The 16,939-nt window shown below is 67.1% G+C and carries 18 protein-coding genes; 7 read left to right on the top strand and 11 right to left on the bottom strand.

Features of this window, described 5'->3' with window-relative positions; genetic code table 11:
* Positions 1-81 precede the first annotated feature (81 nt).
* The 3 genes from PVZ77_RS02060 to PVZ77_RS02070 are packed head-to-tail and all read left to right on the top strand — an operon-like array spanning position 82 to position 3,887.
* A complete protein-coding gene (locus tag PVZ77_RS02060; RefSeq protein WP_273805546.1) occupies positions 82-972 on the top strand; it encodes an SH3 domain-containing protein in 891 nt (296 codons plus the stop codon).
* A 12-nt stretch (positions 973-984) separates the two neighbouring features.
* On the top strand, positions 985-2,880 hold the full coding sequence (locus tag PVZ77_RS02065) for a hypothetical protein (RefSeq protein WP_273805545.1): 1,896 nt from the start codon (positions 985-987) through the stop codon (positions 2,878-2,880).
* Positions 2,880-3,887, top strand: a complete 1,008-nt coding sequence (locus PVZ77_RS02070) for a hypothetical protein (protein ID WP_273805544.1) — start codon at positions 2,880-2,882, stop codon at positions 3,885-3,887. Before PVZ77_RS02065 ends, PVZ77_RS02070 begins: the two co-directional genes overlap by 1 nt.
* A gap of 9 nt (positions 3,888-3,896) precedes the next feature.
* Here the strand turns inward: PVZ77_RS02070 and pdxR are convergent, their stop codons facing one another.
* Entirely contained in the window at positions 3,897-5,312 is a 1,416-nt protein-coding gene (pdxR, locus tag PVZ77_RS02075) for a MocR-like pyridoxine biosynthesis transcription factor PdxR (protein ID WP_273805543.1), read from the bottom strand.
* Positions 5,313-5,402: 90 nt separating this feature from the next.
* On the opposite strand from pdxR, the gene PVZ77_RS02080 reads away from it, so the two are divergent.
* The 3 genes from PVZ77_RS02080 to PVZ77_RS02090 are packed head-to-tail and all read left to right on the top strand — an operon-like array spanning position 5,403 to position 7,167.
* Positions 5,403-6,035, top strand: coding sequence for an FMN-binding negative transcriptional regulator (locus PVZ77_RS02080; protein ID WP_273805542.1), 633 nt, complete (start codon positions 5,403-5,405; stop codon positions 6,033-6,035).
* Positions 6,036-6,049: 14 nt separating this feature from the next.
* Entirely contained in the window at positions 6,050-6,499 is a 450-nt protein-coding gene (locus PVZ77_RS02085; RefSeq protein WP_273805541.1) for a GNAT family N-acetyltransferase, read from the top strand.
* Positions 6,496-7,167, top strand: a complete 672-nt coding sequence (locus PVZ77_RS02090; protein WP_273805540.1) for a GNAT family N-acetyltransferase — start codon at positions 6,496-6,498, stop codon at positions 7,165-7,167. Before PVZ77_RS02085 ends, PVZ77_RS02090 begins: the two co-directional genes overlap by 4 nt.
* A 4-nt stretch (positions 7,168-7,171) precedes the next feature.
* On the opposite strand, the gene PVZ77_RS02095 is transcribed toward PVZ77_RS02090, so the two are convergent.
* From PVZ77_RS02095 to PVZ77_RS02130, 8 genes are all read right to left on the bottom strand, one after another.
* Complete coding sequence (locus tag PVZ77_RS02095; RefSeq protein WP_007160094.1) at positions 7,172-7,606, bottom strand: CBS domain-containing protein; 435 nt, start codon at positions 7,604-7,606, stop codon at positions 7,172-7,174.
* A gap of 66 nt (positions 7,607-7,672) precedes the next feature.
* Entirely contained in the window at positions 7,673-8,518 is an 846-nt protein-coding gene (locus PVZ77_RS02100) for a metal ABC transporter permease (protein WP_273805539.1), read from the bottom strand.
* The gene (locus PVZ77_RS02105; RefSeq protein ID WP_273805538.1) at positions 8,518-9,372 is read right to left on the bottom strand and encodes a metal ABC transporter permease; all 855 of its coding nucleotides are present in this window, start codon (positions 9,370-9,372) and stop codon (positions 8,518-8,520) included. Before PVZ77_RS02105 ends, PVZ77_RS02100 begins: the two co-directional genes overlap by 1 nt.
* The gene (locus PVZ77_RS02110; RefSeq protein WP_273805537.1) at positions 9,372-10,133 is read right to left on the bottom strand and encodes a metal ABC transporter ATP-binding protein; all 762 of its coding nucleotides are present in this window, start codon (positions 10,131-10,133) and stop codon (positions 9,372-9,374) included. Before PVZ77_RS02110 ends, PVZ77_RS02105 begins: the two co-directional genes overlap by 1 nt.
* A complete protein-coding gene (locus PVZ77_RS02115) occupies positions 10,130-11,023 on the bottom strand; it encodes a metal ABC transporter substrate-binding protein (protein WP_273805536.1) in 894 nt (297 codons plus the stop codon). The genes PVZ77_RS02110 and PVZ77_RS02115 overlap by 4 nt, the downstream gene beginning before the upstream one ends.
* A 167-nt stretch (positions 11,024-11,190) precedes the next feature.
* Positions 11,191-11,322 carry a hypothetical protein gene (locus PVZ77_RS02120; protein ID WP_273805535.1) on the bottom strand — a complete coding sequence of 44 codons (132 nt, stop codon included), beginning with the start codon at positions 11,320-11,322 and terminating at the stop codon, positions 11,191-11,193.
* Between the two features lie 146 nt (positions 11,323-11,468).
* Complete coding sequence (gene oadA / locus PVZ77_RS02125) at positions 11,469-13,274, bottom strand: sodium-extruding oxaloacetate decarboxylase subunit alpha (RefSeq protein WP_273805534.1); 1,806 nt, start codon at positions 13,272-13,274, stop codon at positions 11,469-11,471.
* 13 nt (positions 13,275-13,287) lie between these two features.
* Positions 13,288-14,703, bottom strand: coding sequence for an acetyl-CoA carboxylase biotin carboxylase subunit (locus PVZ77_RS02130; protein WP_273805533.1), 1,416 nt, complete (start codon positions 14,701-14,703; stop codon positions 13,288-13,290).
* A 138-nt stretch (positions 14,704-14,841) separates the two neighbouring features.
* Here PVZ77_RS02130 and PVZ77_RS02135 point away from each other — a divergent pair, with 138 nt between their 5' ends.
* Entirely contained in the window at positions 14,842-15,816 is a 975-nt protein-coding gene (locus tag PVZ77_RS02135; RefSeq protein ID WP_273805816.1) for a LysR family transcriptional regulator, read from the top strand.
* On the opposite strand, the gene PVZ77_RS02140 is transcribed toward PVZ77_RS02135, so the two are convergent.
* Entirely contained in the window at positions 15,746-15,967 is a 222-nt protein-coding gene (locus PVZ77_RS02140; protein WP_081594569.1) for a PA3496 family putative envelope integrity protein, read from the bottom strand. The genes PVZ77_RS02135 and PVZ77_RS02140 overlap by 71 nt on opposite strands.
* A 74-nt stretch (positions 15,968-16,041) precedes the next feature.
* The gene (hexR, locus tag PVZ77_RS02145) at positions 16,042-16,911 is read right to left on the bottom strand and encodes a transcriptional regulator HexR (protein ID WP_017639169.1); all 870 of its coding nucleotides are present in this window, start codon (positions 16,909-16,911) and stop codon (positions 16,042-16,044) included.
* Positions 16,912-16,939 lie beyond the last annotated feature (28 nt).

The following is a 16,939-nucleotide window of genomic DNA, read 5'->3' on the forward strand; positions in this document are numbered from 1 at the left end:
CGGTGAATCAGGTCACAACATCTCTGGAGCAAGCCTCTACCATTCCCTCCTCCTAAATTTTCGCTTCGGAAAGGACTCGTTATGAAGCCTCGTCATCGCCTTGCCGTTCTCTGCCTGGGTGGCAGCCTCGCCGTCACCGGCTGCTCCAACATGTCGCAGAACGAATGGCTCAATCAGGAAAACGTCGGCACCGTGGTCGGGGCGGCAGCCGGCATCCTCATCGGCAGCCAGATCGGTGGTGGCAGCGGCCGTACCGCCGCCATGCTGGCCGGCGCCCTCGCCGGTGGCGCCCTGGGCAAGACCCTGGGGGCCAAACTCGATCAGCGCGATCGCGAGGCCCTGGCCGTGCAGACGCAAAAGGCACTGGAACACGCCCAGGATGGTCAGGTGACCACCTGGACCTCCGACCATAGCGGCGCCACCGCCCGCATCGTGCCGGTGGCGACCGAGACCGAAGCCCGCCAGGTGGCGGTCAAGCGCACGCCCAAGGTGCAGAAGGTCGAGCAGCTGACCCTGCTCAACAAGCCCTATCAGTCGATCAAGTCGGCCAACCTGCGCGCCGCGCCCAACGACAATGCCGCCAAGGTCGGCGGACTGCCCACGGGTACGCGCTTCACCGCCCTGGGCCGTACCGGCAACGACTGGATCGCCGTGGGCCGCAAGGGCGTGACCATCGGCTATGTCTACGCGCCCCTGGTGACTCCGGCGACGGCTGCCACGCTGGCGACCGCTGGCAAGACCAAGGCTCAACCGGCACCTGCGGTGGATCTGGATACCCTGGACGTGGCCAGTGCCAAGCAGCAGGGCGTGGACCTCGACGCCGCCGATCTCGATGCCGCGCCGGTGCAGGACAAGGTCGCCGCCAAGACCACCTGCCGCACCCTGAACTACAGCCTGAGCCAGGACGGCCAGCAGGATCAGCAGACCACCAAGGCCTGCCAGGCCGCTGACGGTGCCTGGGAACTGATCTAAGGAAGGATGACCATGAAACCCACCCTGCTGGCCCTGACGCTACTGGCCACGGCCACGGCTGCCCAGGCCGAAAGTACCCGCCTCGCCTATTCCAAGGCCGAAGACGTCGAGGTCTTCGTCGATCACCCTGCGGCCGCCTGGTGCGCGCCCGATCTGGCGCTGCGCTTCGTCTATGGCAAGCCCGCCGAGGCCGTTGCCGTCGAACGCCTGATGCCCAAGATCGGCGCGCTGCTCGGCAAGCAGTGCGACCAGGCCGAACGCCTGAACTGGACGGCGACCGGCACCACCGACGCCCGGCTGAACGGCACGGCCACCAAGGCCACGGCCTGGACGGCGCAGGTACAGAATCCGGCTGCGCTGACGACAGCGCCTGCCGTTGCCGCAGTCCCGGTCGAGCCGCTCAAGGCGACGCCGCCTGCCGAGGCGCCCGCTGCGGCGGCACCTGAGACTGCCAGGCCCACCACTTCTCCTGTAGTCCCAGAGGCACCGGCACCCGAAGCTTCGCCGGCCCCGGTTGCTGAGTCGGCACCTGCCGCGCCGGCCAAGGTCGAGTCTGCACCTGCACCTGCACCTGCACCTGCACCTGCACCTGCACCTGCGGCAGCCAAGGCACCTGCCGGTCAGATCGCCACCGATTTCGATGTCGCCGGCTGGCGCCCGGGCGATGGCGAAGCCGAACTCGCCAAGAGCGACTTCATCACCACCCTCAAGGACAGCCAGGGCTGCGCCTTCCGCGTACCCTTCAAAGCCGAGGAAGACAGCCGCTACCTGCAGGTTCGCTCCAGTGGTACCCATTGCGAGAACGGCCTGGCCCAGGGCGAGGGCGAGCTCGCCCTGGAGCGGAGCGACGGCAAGCAGTTGCAGCGCTGGAAGGGTTTTTTCCTCAACGGACTGCCGCTGGACAAGCCCTTGCCGCCGCTGCGCTTTGTCGGCTTCGATAGCCAGAAGCAGGCTCTATTCCTGCTAGCCAGCGATCCGGCGACCGCCAGCTACAGCCTGCTGCGTCTCGGCTACAGCTATCGTGGCCAGTGGTCGACCAGTGGTCCGGATGTACTATTCGTGACCGGCAACAGCGAGCAATTCCGGCAGCTCGACCAGATCCGCCCCATCATCGCCAAGACCCAGCAACAGGTCGACGCGCTGGGTACGATGATTCCGCACTTCACCTTCCTAGCCGTGCGCGACTTTACCAAGGGCATCTTTCCCCGCCCCTGGAACAGCAACGAATCCAGTCAGGACTTCTGGCTGTATCGCGTCAATGTCGACCGCAACTGGCGCAGCAAGGCCTGGCAGTTCAACCCCGAGCAGGCCACCAACTACCTGTTCATGTGGGACGAGAAGCAGGCGCGCCAGCGCGAGCAGGCCGCACGTGAGCGGGAGCGCGAAGCCCGGCAGGCACGGATGCAGCAGGCGGCCCGTGCTCAAGACCAGCTAGCCACCTACGAGCGCCTGACCCAGGAAGCGCGCAGCAATCCTCAGGCGCTGCTAGCTCGCCAGGTCAACGACGTGCGCTATACGCAAGGCGGCGGCGGTGGCTATGCCGCCTTGGTCGGTGGCGCTACCCATCCCGTACGCCTGATCGCCAGGGTCACCAAGACGAATAGCGACGGCTGGAGCCTCGACTATCCCTATCCGATTCAGGCGCAGGTGCCGGCCGGCACCCCGGCCAAGACCGGTTGGTATGTCCTGAGCGGCACCCTGCAGCTCGATCCGAAGGCGCGTGACGCCGACGACCTGCCCCTGACGCACCTGACAGCCAAGGTCGTGCAGCCCTGCACCAGCGAAGGCTGCAGCGACCTGCGCGATCCCCTGGCGCTGGCACGCGTGCAATTCGAAGATCCCGCCTGGACTCCCGAGGCGGCCCGCCAACAGCTCAAGGATGCCGGTCTCGGCGAGGAGCGCTTCTGATGAAACGGACTCTCAACGTCAAATTCCTGGCCGGTGCGGCGCTGGTCGTGGTGGTCGGTGGCTATTTCGGTCTCAAGGCCTACGCCGCTCATGTCGCCGACGGACGTCTGCGCGACTGGCTGTTCGAGCACCGCCTGCAGGACAGGATCAGCTGGCAGTCGCTGTCCTCCTCACCGCTGGGTGGCACGATCAAGCTGCACGAGGTGCGCATCAGCGATGGGCCGAGCATCGCCCAATTGACCCTCTCCGACCTCAAGGACGAACCCGCTCACCGCCGGGCCGATGTCCAGTTCGAAGGCGTGGCTTTTCCGCCCGACGCCAAGGGACGCTCGACGGCGCTGCACCTGCCCCTGGTTGGCGGTCTGCTGCTCGCCAGCGGACGTGCCGAACTGGCGCCCTTTTCCGGCCGGCTGAAATGGAACGTCGAGGATGAGCTGGCGGACATCGGCCTGACCCTGGACCTGCCGGAGCTGCTGGACGTGGATGCGAGCCTGTCGCTGGCTCAGGTGCGCCGCCTGGCCGAAGACCTGAGTGATATGGCCGAAAATGGCCAGCAGGTTGGCCAGCGCGGTCTGCTGTCATCCTTCGGCCTGCTGGGCAAGCTGCAGCAGAGCGCGCAACGTTCCGAACTCAAGGGCTTGCAGGTGGACGTCAAGGATCAAGGCTATTTCAAGCGCAGCCTGGCCCTGACCCGCCGCTACCTGCCGCTAGACCCTACCGCGGGCGACTTCGACAAGCAGCGTGACCGGGCCCTGGCCGCGGCGCACCAGCGGCAGCGCGATGACTGCCTGCAGGACTTCCAGAGCCTGGGCGCGCGCGGCAAGGACCTCTGCAAGGGTCTGGTCGATCTGGCCTCCGGCGAAGAAGACGGTCTGCGGGTGAGTCTTGCGCCCAAGGAACGCGTGCGTCTGGGCGATACCCTGCAAGTCGCGCTGACCGCAGCCCTGGATCCCGCAGGCGCCGCCGGTTTGCTGGACCGCCTCAACCTGGAGTCGAAAAGCCTCTGACGGCAGCGCTCAGGCCCAGGCCCCCCGCAGCCTGGCCAGCGCCTCGACGATCCGCGCCTCCGGCACCGCCGCGAAGCCCAGCACCAGTCCGGCGCGGGCGTCGGGCGGAGTCGGGCCCTCGGGCAGCCAGTAGCGCGACAGCGCATTGAGTTCCACCCCGACCACGGCCGCCCGCTCTACCAGTTCGGCTTCGCGGGCCAGATGGGTGACCGGCAGGCACAGATGCAGGCCGGCCACCGGGACGCCCGGCGGGGCGCAGCCGGCGACCGTGGGCCAGCCGGCCAGCAGGGCATCGCGGCGACTGCGCGCGGCCCGTCGCATGCGCCGGATGTGGCGCTGGAAATGGCCCTGTTCGATGAAATCGGCCATGACCGTCTGGGTGGCGCTGTCGAGATGGCGGATTCCGGCCCGTTGCAGCTCCAGCAGCGCCGGCAGCAGCGCGGGCGGGGCCACCAGATAGCCCAGGCGCAGGCCGGGAAAGGCGATCTTGGAAAAGGTGCCGACGTAGAGCACCCGGCCGTGGCGATCCAGCGCGGCCAGGGGCGCCAGCGGTGCGCCCTGATAGCGGTACTCGCCGTCGTAGTCGTCCTCGACGATCCAGCCGTCCGCCTGTCGCGCCCAGTCCAGCAGCGCCAGGCGTCGCGGCAGGGACAGTACCGCGCCGGTGGGATACTGGTGCGACGGGGTGACATAGACCAGCCGGCAGTCCGGCAGCCCTGCCAGCTGCTCCACCACCAGCCCTGCCCCATCCACCGCGACTCCCTGCAACCGCGCCCCGCCGCTCTGCAAGGCCAGGCCCGCGGCGCGATAGCCGGGATCCTCCATGGCCGCCAGGGCTCCGGGCGCCAGCAGCAACCGGGCGCAGAGTTCGATGGCCTGCTGGGCGCCGCTGGTGATGAGGATCTGCTCGGGTGCGCAGACCAGGCCCCGCGCCTGGCGCAGGTAGGCGCTCAGCAGGCGGCGCAACCGTGGTTCGCCGCCGGGTTCGCGATAGCCCAGCAGCGCCGGCTCCGGCTGACGCCAGAAGCGCTGTTGCAGCCGCGCCCAGGTGGCGAAGGGAAACAGATCCACCGCCGGCAGGCCGACCCGAAAGGCGCACGGCGCGCCAGGCGGCACGCTGGCCAGGGGCACGGGTGTCGCCCTGGCCGTGGCTTCGGGCGCGGCCAGCACCCGGGTCACGGGCGCGACATAGGTGCCGTCACCCGGGCGGCTGTCGAGAAAACCCTCGGCCAGGAGCTGCTCGTAGGCGGCGGTCACGGTATTGCGCGACACGCCCAGCAGCCGCGCCAGTTCGCGACTGGCGGGTAGCCGCACTTCAGCGGCCAGCTCGCCGGCCAGGATGCGCTCGCGCAGGCCCTGGTAGAGCTGGCGCGCCAGACCCTGCCCTGGTTCCAGCAACAGCCCCGACGGCTCGAATCCCAGCATGGATTGGCACCCTGAAAGTCATGGAAATTGGCTCTTACAGGGAGCCAAAGGCAACCTTAGCATGGCCGGACGTCGCTGGAGTTCCTGCCCATGTATCCCAATCCCGCCTTTCGCCTCGAAGACCTACCCAGGCTGCACCAGCATCTGCGCGAGCATGCCCTGGCGCTGCTCATCAGCCAGACCGACGCCGGTCCACTGGTCAGCCATCTGCCGCTCTGGCTGGCGCCCGACGAGGGTCCCTATGGCACCCTCTACGGCCATCTGGCGCGCAGCAATCCCCAGGCCCAGGTGCTGGTCGAGGCGGGCCAGGTACTGGCGGTGTTCCAGGGTCCCCAGGCCTATGTCAGCCCGGCCTTCTATCCCGGCAAGGCCGAACACGGGCGGGTGGTGCCGACCTGGAACTACCAGGCCGTGCACGCCCGCGGCAGCGTCGAGGTATTCGATGACCCCGAGCGTCTGCTACGGCTGCTGGAACGCCTCACCGACCGGCACGAAGCCGGGCGTGCCCGCCCCTGGCAGGTCGCGGATGCGCCCGCGGATTATGTCCAGGGCATGCTGCGCGCCATCCGCGGCCTGCGCCTGCCCCTCGACAGCCTCCAGGGCATCGCCAAGCTCAGCCAGAATCGCAACGCCGCCGATCGCGAAGGCGTCCGCCAGGGGCTGGCCGCCAGCCCGGTACCCGGCGACCAGGCCCTGGCCGCCCTTATCCCCTCTCTCGCCTGACCCTGGAGCCACCCATGACCATCCGCCCCCTGAGCGAAGCCGATCACGCCGTCTGGCACGAGTTGTGGCAGGCCTACCTGGCCTTCTACGAGACCAGGCTGCCGGAAACCACCTACGCCCGCACCTGGCAACGGTTGCTCGACCCCGCCCAGCCCCTGCATGGCGCCCTGGCCTGGGACGGCGAGCGGGCCCTGGGCCTGGTGCACTTCATCTATCACCCCTCCTGCTGGACCGAAACCGACTACTGCTACCTGCAGGATCTCTATGTCGCCGAGGATCACCGCGGTGGCGGCCTGGGCCGCGCCCTGATCGAGCACGTCTATGCCCGCGCCGCAGCGGACGGCTGCGACCGGGTGCACTGGCTGACCCAGGAGACCAACCACCCGGGACGTCAGCTCTATGACCGGATCGCCACCCGCTCCGGTTTCATCCAGTACCGCCACCTGCTGGGAGACAACGCATGACCCCTCTCGACTGGACCCCGGCCCTGCTGCCTCAGCCCCGCTTGCTGCAGGGTCGCCATGTACGCCTGGAACCCCTGGACCCCCAGCGTCATGGCGACGATCTCTGGCAGGCCCTGCACGACCGGGATCCGGCCCTATGGGACTATCTGCCCTATGGCCCCTTCACCGAGCGGGCCGCCTTCGACACCTGGCTGGCCGGCCTGGCCCAGGGGCGCGATCCGCTGTTCCATGCCGTGGTGGACCCCCGCGACGGCCGCGCCCTCGGGCAACTCAGCCTGATGAGCATCGTCCCCGAACACGGCAGCATCGAGATCGGCCATGTCGCCTTTGGCGGGCGCCTGCAGCGCACCCCCCTGGCCACCGAAGCCTTCTATCTGCTGATGCAGGAAGCCTTCTCCCTTGGCTATCGGCGCCTGGAGTGGAAGTGCGACGACGCCAATGCCCGCTCGAAGCGGGCGGCCGAGCGACTGGGCATGCGCGCTGAAGGCCTGTTCCGTCAGCACCGGGTGGTCAAGGGCCGCAACCGCGACACCGCCTGGTTCAGCCTACTGGATCACGAATGGCCCACGGTCGACGCCGGCTTCCGGCGCTGGCTGGCGGCGGAGAATTTCGATGCCGAAGGGCGCCAGCTCAGCGCCCTCGCCGTGACCGCCGGACGATCCAGCTGACTCGTCACTCGCCGCGGATATAACCTTCCAGATGGCGGATCAGCTCCGCCTGCTGGACGGTGGTGGCCTTGACCAGGTCGCCGATGGACAGCAGCCCGATCAGCTTGCCGTTGCCCATCACCGGCAGGTGGCGCAGGTGGTGGTCGGTCATCATCTGCATGCAATCGCCCACGGTCTGCTGCGGCAGTACGATGATGACCGCCTCGGTCATGATCTCGCTGACCGGGGTCGCATAGGAGGAGCGCCCCTGCAGGGCCACCTTGCGCGCGTAGTCACGCTCGCTGACGATGCCCACCAGCTCGCCGTCGCGCATCACCGGCAGCGCCCCGACGTTCTTTTCCGCCATCAGTCGCAGGGCGTCGAGCACCCAGGCGTCGGGAGCGATGGTGTAGACGTCCTGCTGGGTCTTCAGGGCGAGCAACTGGGCGACGGTTTTCATTGTGGTTCTCCTGAGGTGAGGCGAGCGTGACCGGAAACGCCTGGCAGGGCCGGTCAGTCGATTACATCAGGCCACCTGAACGCCCTTGTCGCCCGAACGACGTCGATCCCGCCACAGGCGCCATGTCAGGGCCAGCAGGAAACCGGCCGTCAGCAGCACCACCATGGTCGGCGCCGGCGCACTGTCCCAGACCAGGCTCAGCAGCACCCCACCCAGGGCCGTAGCCACGGCCTGCGCCGTGGCCACTAGCAGCATCCAGCCAAAGGAGCGAGTCAGCAGGAAGGCAGTGGCACCGGGGGCGATCAGCAGCGCCACCACCGGCACCATGCCCACCGCCTGCAGGGCGCCGACCACAGTCAGGGCGATCAGGCCGAGCAGGCCGTAGTGCAGCAGCTCCACCCGCAGGCCTAGGGCCCGTGCCTGGGCTGCATCGAAGGCCAGCACCAGCAGGTCGCGCCAGCGGCAGGCCAGCGCCAGCACCACCAGGGCGGCGATCACTGCCATCTGCCAGAAGGCCGCCGGGGTCACGCCCAGCAGGTCGCCGAGCAGGATGTGGTCCAGGTGCAGCTCGGTGGGCAGCCTGGCGTGCAGCACCAGGCCCAGGCCGAACATGCCGGAGAAGACCACGCCCATGAGGGTGTCCTGCTTTACCCGGCTGTGGCGCTTGAGATAGCCAGTGGCCAGGGCGCAACCGAGCCCCGCGACAAAGGCGCCTACCACCAGCGGTGCGCCCAGCGCCGACGCCAGCACCAGGCCGGGAAAAACCGCGTGGGCGATGGCATCGCCCAGCAGCGCCCAACCCTTGAGCACCAGGAAGCAGGACAGCAGCGCCGCGGGCACCGCCACCAGCACGGCCATCAGCAGTGCCTGGCGCATGAAGTCGACTTCCAGGGTCAGCCGCAACCAGTCCATCAGCCCGCCTCCGCCGTCTGCCGCGCCCGGCGGCGGTTGGCCAGCAGGCCGTGACGCGGTGCCAGGACGAAAGCCAGCAGGAAGATGAGGGTCTGCAAGACCACCACGCAGCCACCGGTGGCGCCGTCGAGGAAGTAGCTGAGGTAGGTGCCCAGCAGTCCGCTGCCGACGCCGATGGCGACGCTGATCAGCACCACACGGGAGAAGCGGTCGCTGAGCAGATAGGCCGTCGCCCCCGGCGTCACCACCAGGGCGATGACCAGAAAGGCGCCCACCGTCTGCATCGCCGCCACGGTGCTCAGCGCCAGCAGGGTAAAGAACAGCAGCCTGTACCCCGTGGGATTGAGGCCGCAGGCGCGCGCCTGGCCTTCGTCGAAGAACACCAGCAGCAGGTCGCGCCACTTCAGCAGCAGCACCAGCAGAGAGACGGCGGCGATGATCAGCAACTGGCGACTGGCCTCGGGGGTGATGGCCAGGATGTTGCCGAAGACGATGGTCTGGATGTCCACCGCGACCGGCGCCAGCGAGACCAGGAACAACCCACCGCCAAAGAAGGCGCTGAAGATCAGGCCGATGATGACGTCTTCCTTGAGCCGGGTGTATTGCCGCAGGCCGAGCATGGCCCCGGCCGCCGCGCCACCGGCGAGAAAGGCGCCTAGGGCCAGCGGCAGGCCGAGCAGATAGGCGCCGGCCACGCCGGGTACCACGGCATGGGACAGGGCATCGCCGATCAGCGACCAGCCCTTGAGCATCAGGTAGGCGGAAAGGAAGGCACACAGTCCGCCTACCAGTGCCGCCGCGCCCAGGGCGTTTCTCATGTAGCCATAGGCCAGAGGTTCCAGCAGCCCTTCCATCAGGCATGCTCCCGGCGGCGCGGCTCTGCCTGGCCAGCCTCGAACAGGCGCAGGGCGCCGCCAAAGGTGCGTTCCAGATTCTCCCGGGTAAAGACCTCGGCCGTCGGCCCCTGGGCCAGCACGGTGCGATCGAGCAGTACGGTGCGATCGCAGAAGCGCTCGATGCTGGCCAGGTCATGGGTCGAGACCAGCATCGAGCGACCCTCGGCGCGGAGGGCCTGGAGCAATTCGATGATGGCGCGCTCGGAGGTGGCGTCCACCCCGGTGAAGGGTTCGTCCAGCAGGATCACCCGGCTGTCCTGGGCCAGGGCACGCGCGAGGAAGACGCGCTTCTTCTGGCCGCCGGAGAGTTCGCCGATCTGCCGCTTGCGCAACGCGGTCAGCCCCACCCGGGCCAGGGCGGCGTCCACCGCCTGGTGATCGGCCGCGCGGGCCAGGCGCAGGAAATTCATCCGGCCATAGCGACCCATGAGCACCACGTCTTCCACCCGCACCGGAAAGTCCCAGTCCACGTCTTCGCTCTGGGGGACGTAGGCAACGAGGTTGCGCTTGAGCGCCTGGGCCACCGGCAGGTCATCGACCCGTACCTGGCCGCTGCCCAGGGGCACGAAGCCCATGATCGCCTTGAACAGCGTCGACTTGCCGCTGCCATTGACGCCCACCAGGGCGGTGATGGAGCCGCCGGGCACCACCAGGCTGGCCTCGCGCAGGGCGGTGTGGCCGTTGCGATAGGTCACGCTGACCCCTTCGAGGGCGATCATGGCGCCAGCCCCTTGACCAGGGTCTCGGTGGTCACTCGCAACAGGTCGAGATAGGTGGGTACAGGCCCCTCGGCCGCGCTCAGGGAATCCACATAGAGCACCCCGCCATAGCGGGCGCCGCTCTCCCGCGCCACCTGCTCGGCCGGCGCGGCGGAAACCGTGCTCTCGCTGAACACCGCCGGAATCCGCTCGGCGCGCACCGTCTCGATCACCCGGCGGATCTGCTGCGGCGTGCCCTGGGCATCGGCGTTGATCGGCCAGAGATAGAGCTCCTTGAGCCCCAGGTCGCGCGCCAGGTAGCTGAAGGCGCCCTCGCTGGACACCAGCCAGCGGCGCTGTTCGGGAATCGCCTGCAGTTGCTGGCGCAGGGGATCGAGGGTGGCGGTGATGCGCGCCTTGTAGGCCTCGGCGTTGCGGCGGTAGGTATCGGCCTGGGCCGGGTCATGCGCTACCAGGGCATCGCGGATGTTGTCGACGTAGATCAGCGCCGCCCGGGGTGACATCCAGGCATGGGGGTTGGGCTTGCCGGCATAGGGGCCCTGGGCGATGGCAATGGGCTCGACGCCCCGCGAGACCACCGCGCCGGGCACGTCCTTCATGCGGCTGAAGAAGCGCTCGAACCAGAGCTCCAGATTCAGGCCGTTCCACAGCACCAGCTGCGCATCGCGCGTCTTGAGCAGATCGCCCGGGGTGGGCTGGTAATTGTGGATCTCGGCGCCGGGCTTGGTGATGGATTCCACCCGCGCGGCGTCGCCCGCCACGTTGCGCGCCATGTCGGCGATCACCGTGAAGGTGGTGACCACCCTGAACGGCTCCGCGGCCTGGGCGGCGTTGCCCAGCAGCAATCCCAGCAGACCCGCCAGGGTCCAGCGTCTCGTCTTCTCCAGCATCCGGCCCGCCTCTCGGTGGTTATAGCCTCGGCTAAATTGGATAGCACAACCTATCAGAGGTGCAGGGAGACTTTGTAACCTGGGATGAGAGGGGTCCAGGACAGAGACGAACAGGAAAAGGCGCCTCGCTCAGGACATAGCGAAGGCGCCTATGAGTGCGGCAGGGATCAGTGCGCGGCGTGGGCCGTCATGCCACGGGAACGCTCGGGCTGGGTCTCCAGCGGACGACGTTCGGCTTGACCGTCGAGCAGCTTGTCCAGCAGAGCACGCAGGGCGCGTTTCTTGAGTTCTTTCAGCATCGCGAATCCTCCCGGGATCGTTATAGCCTTGGCTATATTAAATAGCAGACCCTATCGAGAGGTGTTAGTGCTTTTTCTCAATCGAATGGATAGAAACCGCCCATAAAAAAAGGGGCCTGATGGCCCCAAGGGAAATCGAAGTGATCTCAGCCTTCGATTTCGATCAACACCTCGCCCGGATTGACCCGGTCGCCCTTGGCCACCCGTACCGCGGTGACGGTGCCGGCGATGGGAGACTGGATCTCGGTTTCCATCTTCATGGCTTCGGTGACCAGCACGCCCTGCCCGGCCTTGACCTGATCACCCTCCTTGACCAGCACCTCGACGATGTTGCCCGGCATGGTGGTGCTGACGTCGCCCGGACGCTCCGCCTGGCGCCGCCGCTGACCGCCCTCGGCGACGAACTCACCGCTGGCTTCGAACACCACCTCTTCCGGCACCCCGTCGATGGACAGGTAGAAGTGCCGCTTGCCTTCGCTCTTGAGGCCGATGCCGGTGATGTCCACCTGATAGGTCTCGCCATGCACGTCGACGCTGAACGCGGTCGGCACGCCCTGGCCACCCACCGCGGCCACGCCATCGGCCGAGGGCATGGGCAGCAGGGCTTCCGGCACCAGGGTCCCGGCGGCGCGTTCCTCGAGGAACTTGCGCCCGATGTCGGGGAACATGGCGAAGGTCATCACGTCCTCTTCGCTCTTGGCCAGGTCGCCGATCTCGGCGCGCAGTCGCGCAAGCTCGGGGCTAAGCAGATCGGCCGGACGCACTTCGATGACTTCTTCCTGGCCGATGGCCTGCTTGCGCAACTGCTCGCAGATGGCGCCCGGCGCCTTGCCGTAGCGCCCCTGCAGATAGAGCTTCACCTCGTTGGTGATGGTCTTGTAGCGCTCGCCGGCCAGCACGTTGAAGAAGGCCTGGGTACCGACGATCTGCGAGGTCGGGGTCACCAGGGGTGGGTAGCCCAGGTCCTTGCGCACCCGCGGGATCTCTTCCAGCACCTCGTTCATGCGATTGAGGGCGCCCTGCTCGCGCAACTGGTTGGCGAGGTTGGAGATCATGCCGCCCGGCACCTGGTTGACCTGCACCCGGGTATCGACACCGGTGAATTCGCTCTCGAACTGGTGGTACTTCTTGCGCACCGCATGGAAGTACAGGCCGATCTCCTGCAGCAGCTCCAGGTTTAGGCCGGTGTCGTAGGGCGTGTCGCGCAGGGCCGCGACCATGGATTCGGTCCCCGGGTGGCTGGTGCCCCAGGCCATGCTGGAGATCGCCGTGTCGATGCGATCGGCGCCGTTTTCCACCGCCTTGAGCTGGCACATGGCGGCCACCCCGGCGGTGTCGTGGGAGTGCACCACCACGTCCAGGCTCAGGGCCGCCTTGAGCGCCTTGACCAGCTCGCCGGTGGCATAGGGCGTCAGTAGACCGGCCATGTCCTTGATGGCGATGGAGTCCACGCCCAGGTCGGCCATGCGCCGCGCCTGGTCGACGAAGGCCGCCACCGTGTGCACCGGGCTGGTGGTGTAGCAGAGGGTGCCCTGGGCGTGCTTGCCGCTGGCCTTGACCGCGCGGATGGCGGTTTCCAGATTACGCACATCGTTCATGGCATCGAAGATGCGGAAGACGTCGGTGCCATTGGCCGCGGCGCGCTCGACGAAGGCCTCGACTACATCATCGCTGTAGTGCCGGTAGCCGAGCAGATTCTGCCCGCGCAGGAGCATCTGCAGCCGGGTGTTGGGCAGTGCCTGGCGCAACTGGCGCAGGCGCTCCCAGGGGTCTTCCTTGAGGAAGCGCACGCAGGCGTCGAAGGTGGCGCCGCCCCAGACCTCCAGCGACCAGTAGCCGACCTGGTCGAGCTTGGCGCAGATCGGCAGCATGTCTTCGGTGCGCATGCGGGTCGCCAGCAGCGATTGGTGGGCGTCGCGCAGGATGGTGTCGGTGATCTGGATACTTTTCATTGTTCTGTCGTCCTTACAGACCGGCGTGGGCGGCGATGGCGGCGGCGATGGCGATGGCCAGGTGCGTCGGGTTGCGCTTGATCGAGTACTGGGTCAGCTCCGGATGGCTTTCCACGAAGCTGGTGTTGAAGCGCCCGCTGCGGAATTCCGGATCGCGCAGGATGGCCTGGTAATAGGGCGCGGTGGTCTTCACCCCCTGCACGCGCATGTCGTCCAGGGCGCGCAGGCCGCGATCCATGGCCTCTTCCCAGGTCAGCGCCCAGACGACCAGCTTGAGGCACATGGAGTCGTAGTACGGCGGGATCACGTAGCCGGTGTAGATGGCCGTGTCGGTGCGTACCCCCGGTCCGCCCGGCGCGTAGTAGCGGGTGATCTTGCCGAAGCTCGGCAGGAAGTTGTTCTTCGGGTCCTCGGCATTGATGCGGAACTGCAGGGCGAATCCGCGGTGCTGGACGTCTTCCTGAGCGAAGGACAGCGGCAGCCCCGAGGCGATGCGGATCTGCTCGCGAACGATGTCGATCCCGGTGATTTCCTCGGTGATGGTGTGCTCCACCTGCACCCGGGTGTTCATTTCCATGAAATACACCTCGCCCTCGGCGAGCAGGAATTCCACGGTGCCGGCGTTCTCGTAACCCACCGCCTTGGCCGCGCGTACCGCCAGGTCGCCGATATAGGCGCGCTGCTCGGGGGTCAGCTGGGGGCTGGGCGCGATCTCGATCAGCTTCTGGTTGCGCCGCTGGATGGAGCAGTCACGCTCGAACAGGTGCACTGTATTGCCGTGGCTGTCGGCGAGGATCTGCGCCTCGATGTGCTTGGGATTGACGATGCACTTCTCGAGAAACACCTCGGCCGAGCCAAAGGCCTTGGTCGCCTCGGAGATCACCCGTGGATAGGCCTGCTCCAGTTCCTCGCGGGAGTTGCAGCGGCGGATACCCCGCCCGCCCCCGCCGGAGGTGGCCTTGAGCATCACCGGATACCCAAGGCGATCGCCTTCGCGCAGGGCCTCGGCGATGTCCGCCACGTTGCCCTCGGTGCCCGGAGTGCAGGGCACGCCAGCAGCGATCATGCTGCGCCGCGCCTCGGTCTTGTCGCCCATGCGGCGGATGACCTCGGCGGACGGTCCGATGAAGCGAATGCCGCGCTGGGCACAGATTTCCGCCAGTTCGGCATTCTCGGAAAGGAAGCCGTAGCCGGGATGCAAGGCATCGCAGCCGGTTTCCACGGCAAGGTTCACCAGCTTGCGCGGATTGAGATAACCCTCCAGCGGATCACTACCGATCCCATGGGCTTCGTCGGCACGTTTCACGTGGAGCGCTTGGCGATCGGCGTCGGAGTAGACCGCTACCGAGCGAATGCCCATCTCGGCACAGGCACGCACGATGCGCACGGCGATCTCGCCCCGATTGGCGATAAGTATCTTCTTGATCACACCTGGCTCCTTGTCTGCTGCAGTGTGCAGCCGCTTGTTATTGCCGGTGACCTGAAGCTACGTCAGGGCTTCTCTTATGGAAAATAAATAATTGTTGGATACTCCATAAGTCATTCCTTATGGATCTCGCCGATGCCCATGCGCAAGCCCCTGATGCGACTCACCTTTCGCCAGTTGCAGGTGTTCGAGGCCGTCTGCGAGGCCCGCTCCTACAGCCGTGCGGCCGACATCATGGCGCTGACCCAGCCGGCGGTGAGCCTGCAGGTGCGTCAGCTCGAAGAGGTGGTGGGCGCGCCGCTGTTCAACTACCTCAATCGCACCCTCTACCTCACCGAGGCCGGCGAGGCCCTGCGCCAGACCGGTCGTGATCTCTTCGCCCGGCTGGGCAGCCTGGACATGCAGCTGTCGAATCTGCGCGGCGCCCTGCACGGCCAGCTGCGCCTGGGGGTGGAAAGCAGTGCCCAGTACCTGGCGCCGCACCTGTTCGGCCAGTTCCGTAGCAGCCATCCCCAGGTCGACCTGGCGCTGACCGTGGGCAACCATGCCCGGGTGCTGCGTCGATTGACGGAGAATCGCGAAGACGTGGCGCTGATGTCCGGGGTACCGAGCAACGCGGACCTGGATTTCCTGCCACTGCTGGACAACGCCATCGTCGCCGTGGCGCGTCCCGGCCATGCCCTGGCCGAGCGCAGCGGCCTCAGCCTGCGCGACCTGACGGCCTATCCGCTACTGGTGCGCGAGGTCGGCTCAGGCACGCGCCAGGCCTGCGAGGACTATCTCAAGCAGAAGCGCGCGCACTTCGCCGAACAGCTGGAGATCGGCGCCTTCGAAGCGCAACGCGAGGCGGTCCGCGCCGGACTCGGCCTGGCCCTGCTGCCGCGCCAGGCCATTCGCAGCGATCTCGCCGCCGGCAGCCTGGTCGAGCTGGACGTCGCCGAGCTGCCGTTACGCCGTTCCTGGTGCGTGGTCCAGGTACGCGGCAAGCCGCTGTCGCCGGTGGCCCAGGCCTTCGTCGACTATCTGCGCGGCCAGCGCAGCCTGATCAATGCGTTAGGTATTGCCCTGGAGCCTGCTGCCGGCGCTGGGCCTGGCGCTCGTCCAGCAGCTGATTGAGAAACAACAGTTCATCGAGTTCCACGGCAAGCCGCTGTTCTTCGGCACGGGCCTCGATGGCACGGCGGAATTTCATCCGCCGTTGATCCTGTAGCTTTCTGCGAGTCTTGCTGTCGAGACGAACGCTGGATTGCTGGATGAGAGCGGTCATGCCAATTCCTCCGGGCTGGGATCGGAATGGGCAGCTTCACCCTAACAGGTGACGGTTTGGCGACAGCGAGACGACTATTGGGTGTCGCTGTGCTTGGTCGACTTCGACGACAGCCGCAGACTGCGCAGGCTGCGCTTCACGCTCTTGAGATGCTCGACCAGCGCCGGACCACGCGACATGGCCACGCCCATGGCCAGCACATCAATCACCACCAGGTGGGCGATGCGCGAGGTCAGGGGCACATAGATGTCGGTGTCCTCGTGCACGTCGATGGCGATGTTGACCGTGGACAGGTCGGCCAGCGGCGTCTGCCCCGGGCAGATGGTGATCAGCGCAGCGCCATTGTCACGCACCAGATTGGCGGTGATCAGCAGGTCCTTGGAGCGCCCCGACTGGGAGATGCAGATGGCGGCATCGGACGGTGTCAGGGTCGCCGCCGACATGGCCTGCATGTGCGGATCGGAATACGCGGTGGCGCTGAGCTGCAGGCGAAAGAACTTGTGCTGGGCGTCGTTGGCAACCGAACCCGAGGCGCCGAAGCCGTAGAACATCACCCGCTGGGCCTTGGCGATCGCCTCGATGGCCGTTTCCAGCGCCCGCATGTCCAGGCGCTCGCGCACGTCCATGAGGGTGTGCAGGGTGGTGTCGAAGATCTTCAGGCTGAAGTCTTCCACCGCATCGTTCTCATGGATGGCGAACTGGCCGAAACTGGCCCCCGCCGCCAGGCTCTGCGCCAGGCGCAGCTTGAGATCCTGGAAGCCGTCGCAACCGATTGCCCGGCAGAAACGCACGATGGTGGGCTCGCTCACGCCGACGTTGTGGGCGAGGTCGGCCATGGAGCTGTGCATGACGGCAGCCGGATCCACCATGACCTGCTCGGCGACCTTGAGCTCCGACTTGCGCAGCAGGTGGCGGGATTGAGCAATGTGTTGCATGAGGTTCACAGGCGTATCTCGTCTAGCGGGCGGATGT

It is taken from the genome of Pseudomonas sp. SHLD1 (assembly GCF_028640935.1).
Classification (GTDB): domain Bacteria; phylum Pseudomonadota; class Gammaproteobacteria; order Pseudomonadales; family Pseudomonadaceae; genus Chryseomonas; species Chryseomonas aestiva.

Bases quoted from the DNA above. Each gene is read 5' to 3' on its own strand.
- PVZ77_RS02080 (WP_273805542.1), top strand. From the start codon at position 5,403: ATGTATCCCAATCCCGCCTTTCGCCTCGAAGACCTACCCAGGCTGCAC.
- PVZ77_RS02095 (WP_007160094.1), bottom strand. From the start codon at position 7,606: ATGAAAACCGTCGCCCAGTTGCTCGCCCTGAAGACCCAGCAGGACGTC.
- PVZ77_RS02070 (WP_273805544.1), top strand. From the start codon at position 2,880: ATGAAACGGACTCTCAACGTCAAATTCCTGGCCGGTGCGGCGCTGGTC.
- PVZ77_RS02135 (WP_273805816.1), top strand. From the start codon at position 14,842: ATGCGCAAGCCCCTGATGCGACTCACCTTTCGCCAGTTGCAGGTGTTC.
- PVZ77_RS02065 (WP_273805545.1), top strand. From the start codon at position 985: ATGAAACCCACCCTGCTGGCCCTGACGCTACTGGCCACGGCCACGGCT.
- PVZ77_RS02110 (WP_273805537.1), bottom strand. From the start codon at position 10,133: ATGATCGCCCTCGAAGGGGTCAGCGTGACCTATCGCAACGGCCACACC.
- pdxR (WP_273805543.1), bottom strand. From the start codon at position 5,312: ATGCTGGGATTCGAGCCGTCGGGGCTGTTGCTGGAACCAGGGCAGGGT.
- PVZ77_RS02090 (WP_273805540.1), top strand. From the start codon at position 6,496: ATGACCCCTCTCGACTGGACCCCGGCCCTGCTGCCTCAGCCCCGCTTG.
- PVZ77_RS02060 (WP_273805546.1), top strand. From the start codon at position 82: ATGAAGCCTCGTCATCGCCTTGCCGTTCTCTGCCTGGGTGGCAGCCTC.
- PVZ77_RS02100 (WP_273805539.1), bottom strand. From the start codon at position 8,518: ATGGACTGGTTGCGGCTGACCCTGGAAGTCGACTTCATGCGCCAGGCA.
- PVZ77_RS02140 (WP_081594569.1), bottom strand. From the start codon at position 15,967: ATGACCGCTCTCATCCAGCAATCCAGCGTTCGTCTCGACAGCAAGACT.
- PVZ77_RS02105 (WP_273805538.1), bottom strand. From the start codon at position 9,372: ATGGAAGGGCTGCTGGAACCTCTGGCCTATGGCTACATGAGAAACGCC.
- PVZ77_RS02085 (WP_273805541.1), top strand. From the start codon at position 6,050: ATGACCATCCGCCCCCTGAGCGAAGCCGATCACGCCGTCTGGCACGAG.
- PVZ77_RS02115 (WP_273805536.1), bottom strand. From the start codon at position 11,023: ATGCTGGAGAAGACGAGACGCTGGACCCTGGCGGGTCTGCTGGGATTG.
- oadA (WP_273805534.1), bottom strand. From the start codon at position 13,274: ATGAAAAGTATCCAGATCACCGACACCATCCTGCGCGACGCCCACCAA.
- PVZ77_RS02120 (WP_273805535.1), bottom strand. From the start codon at position 11,322: ATGCTGAAAGAACTCAAGAAACGCGCCCTGCGTGCTCTGCTGGACAAG.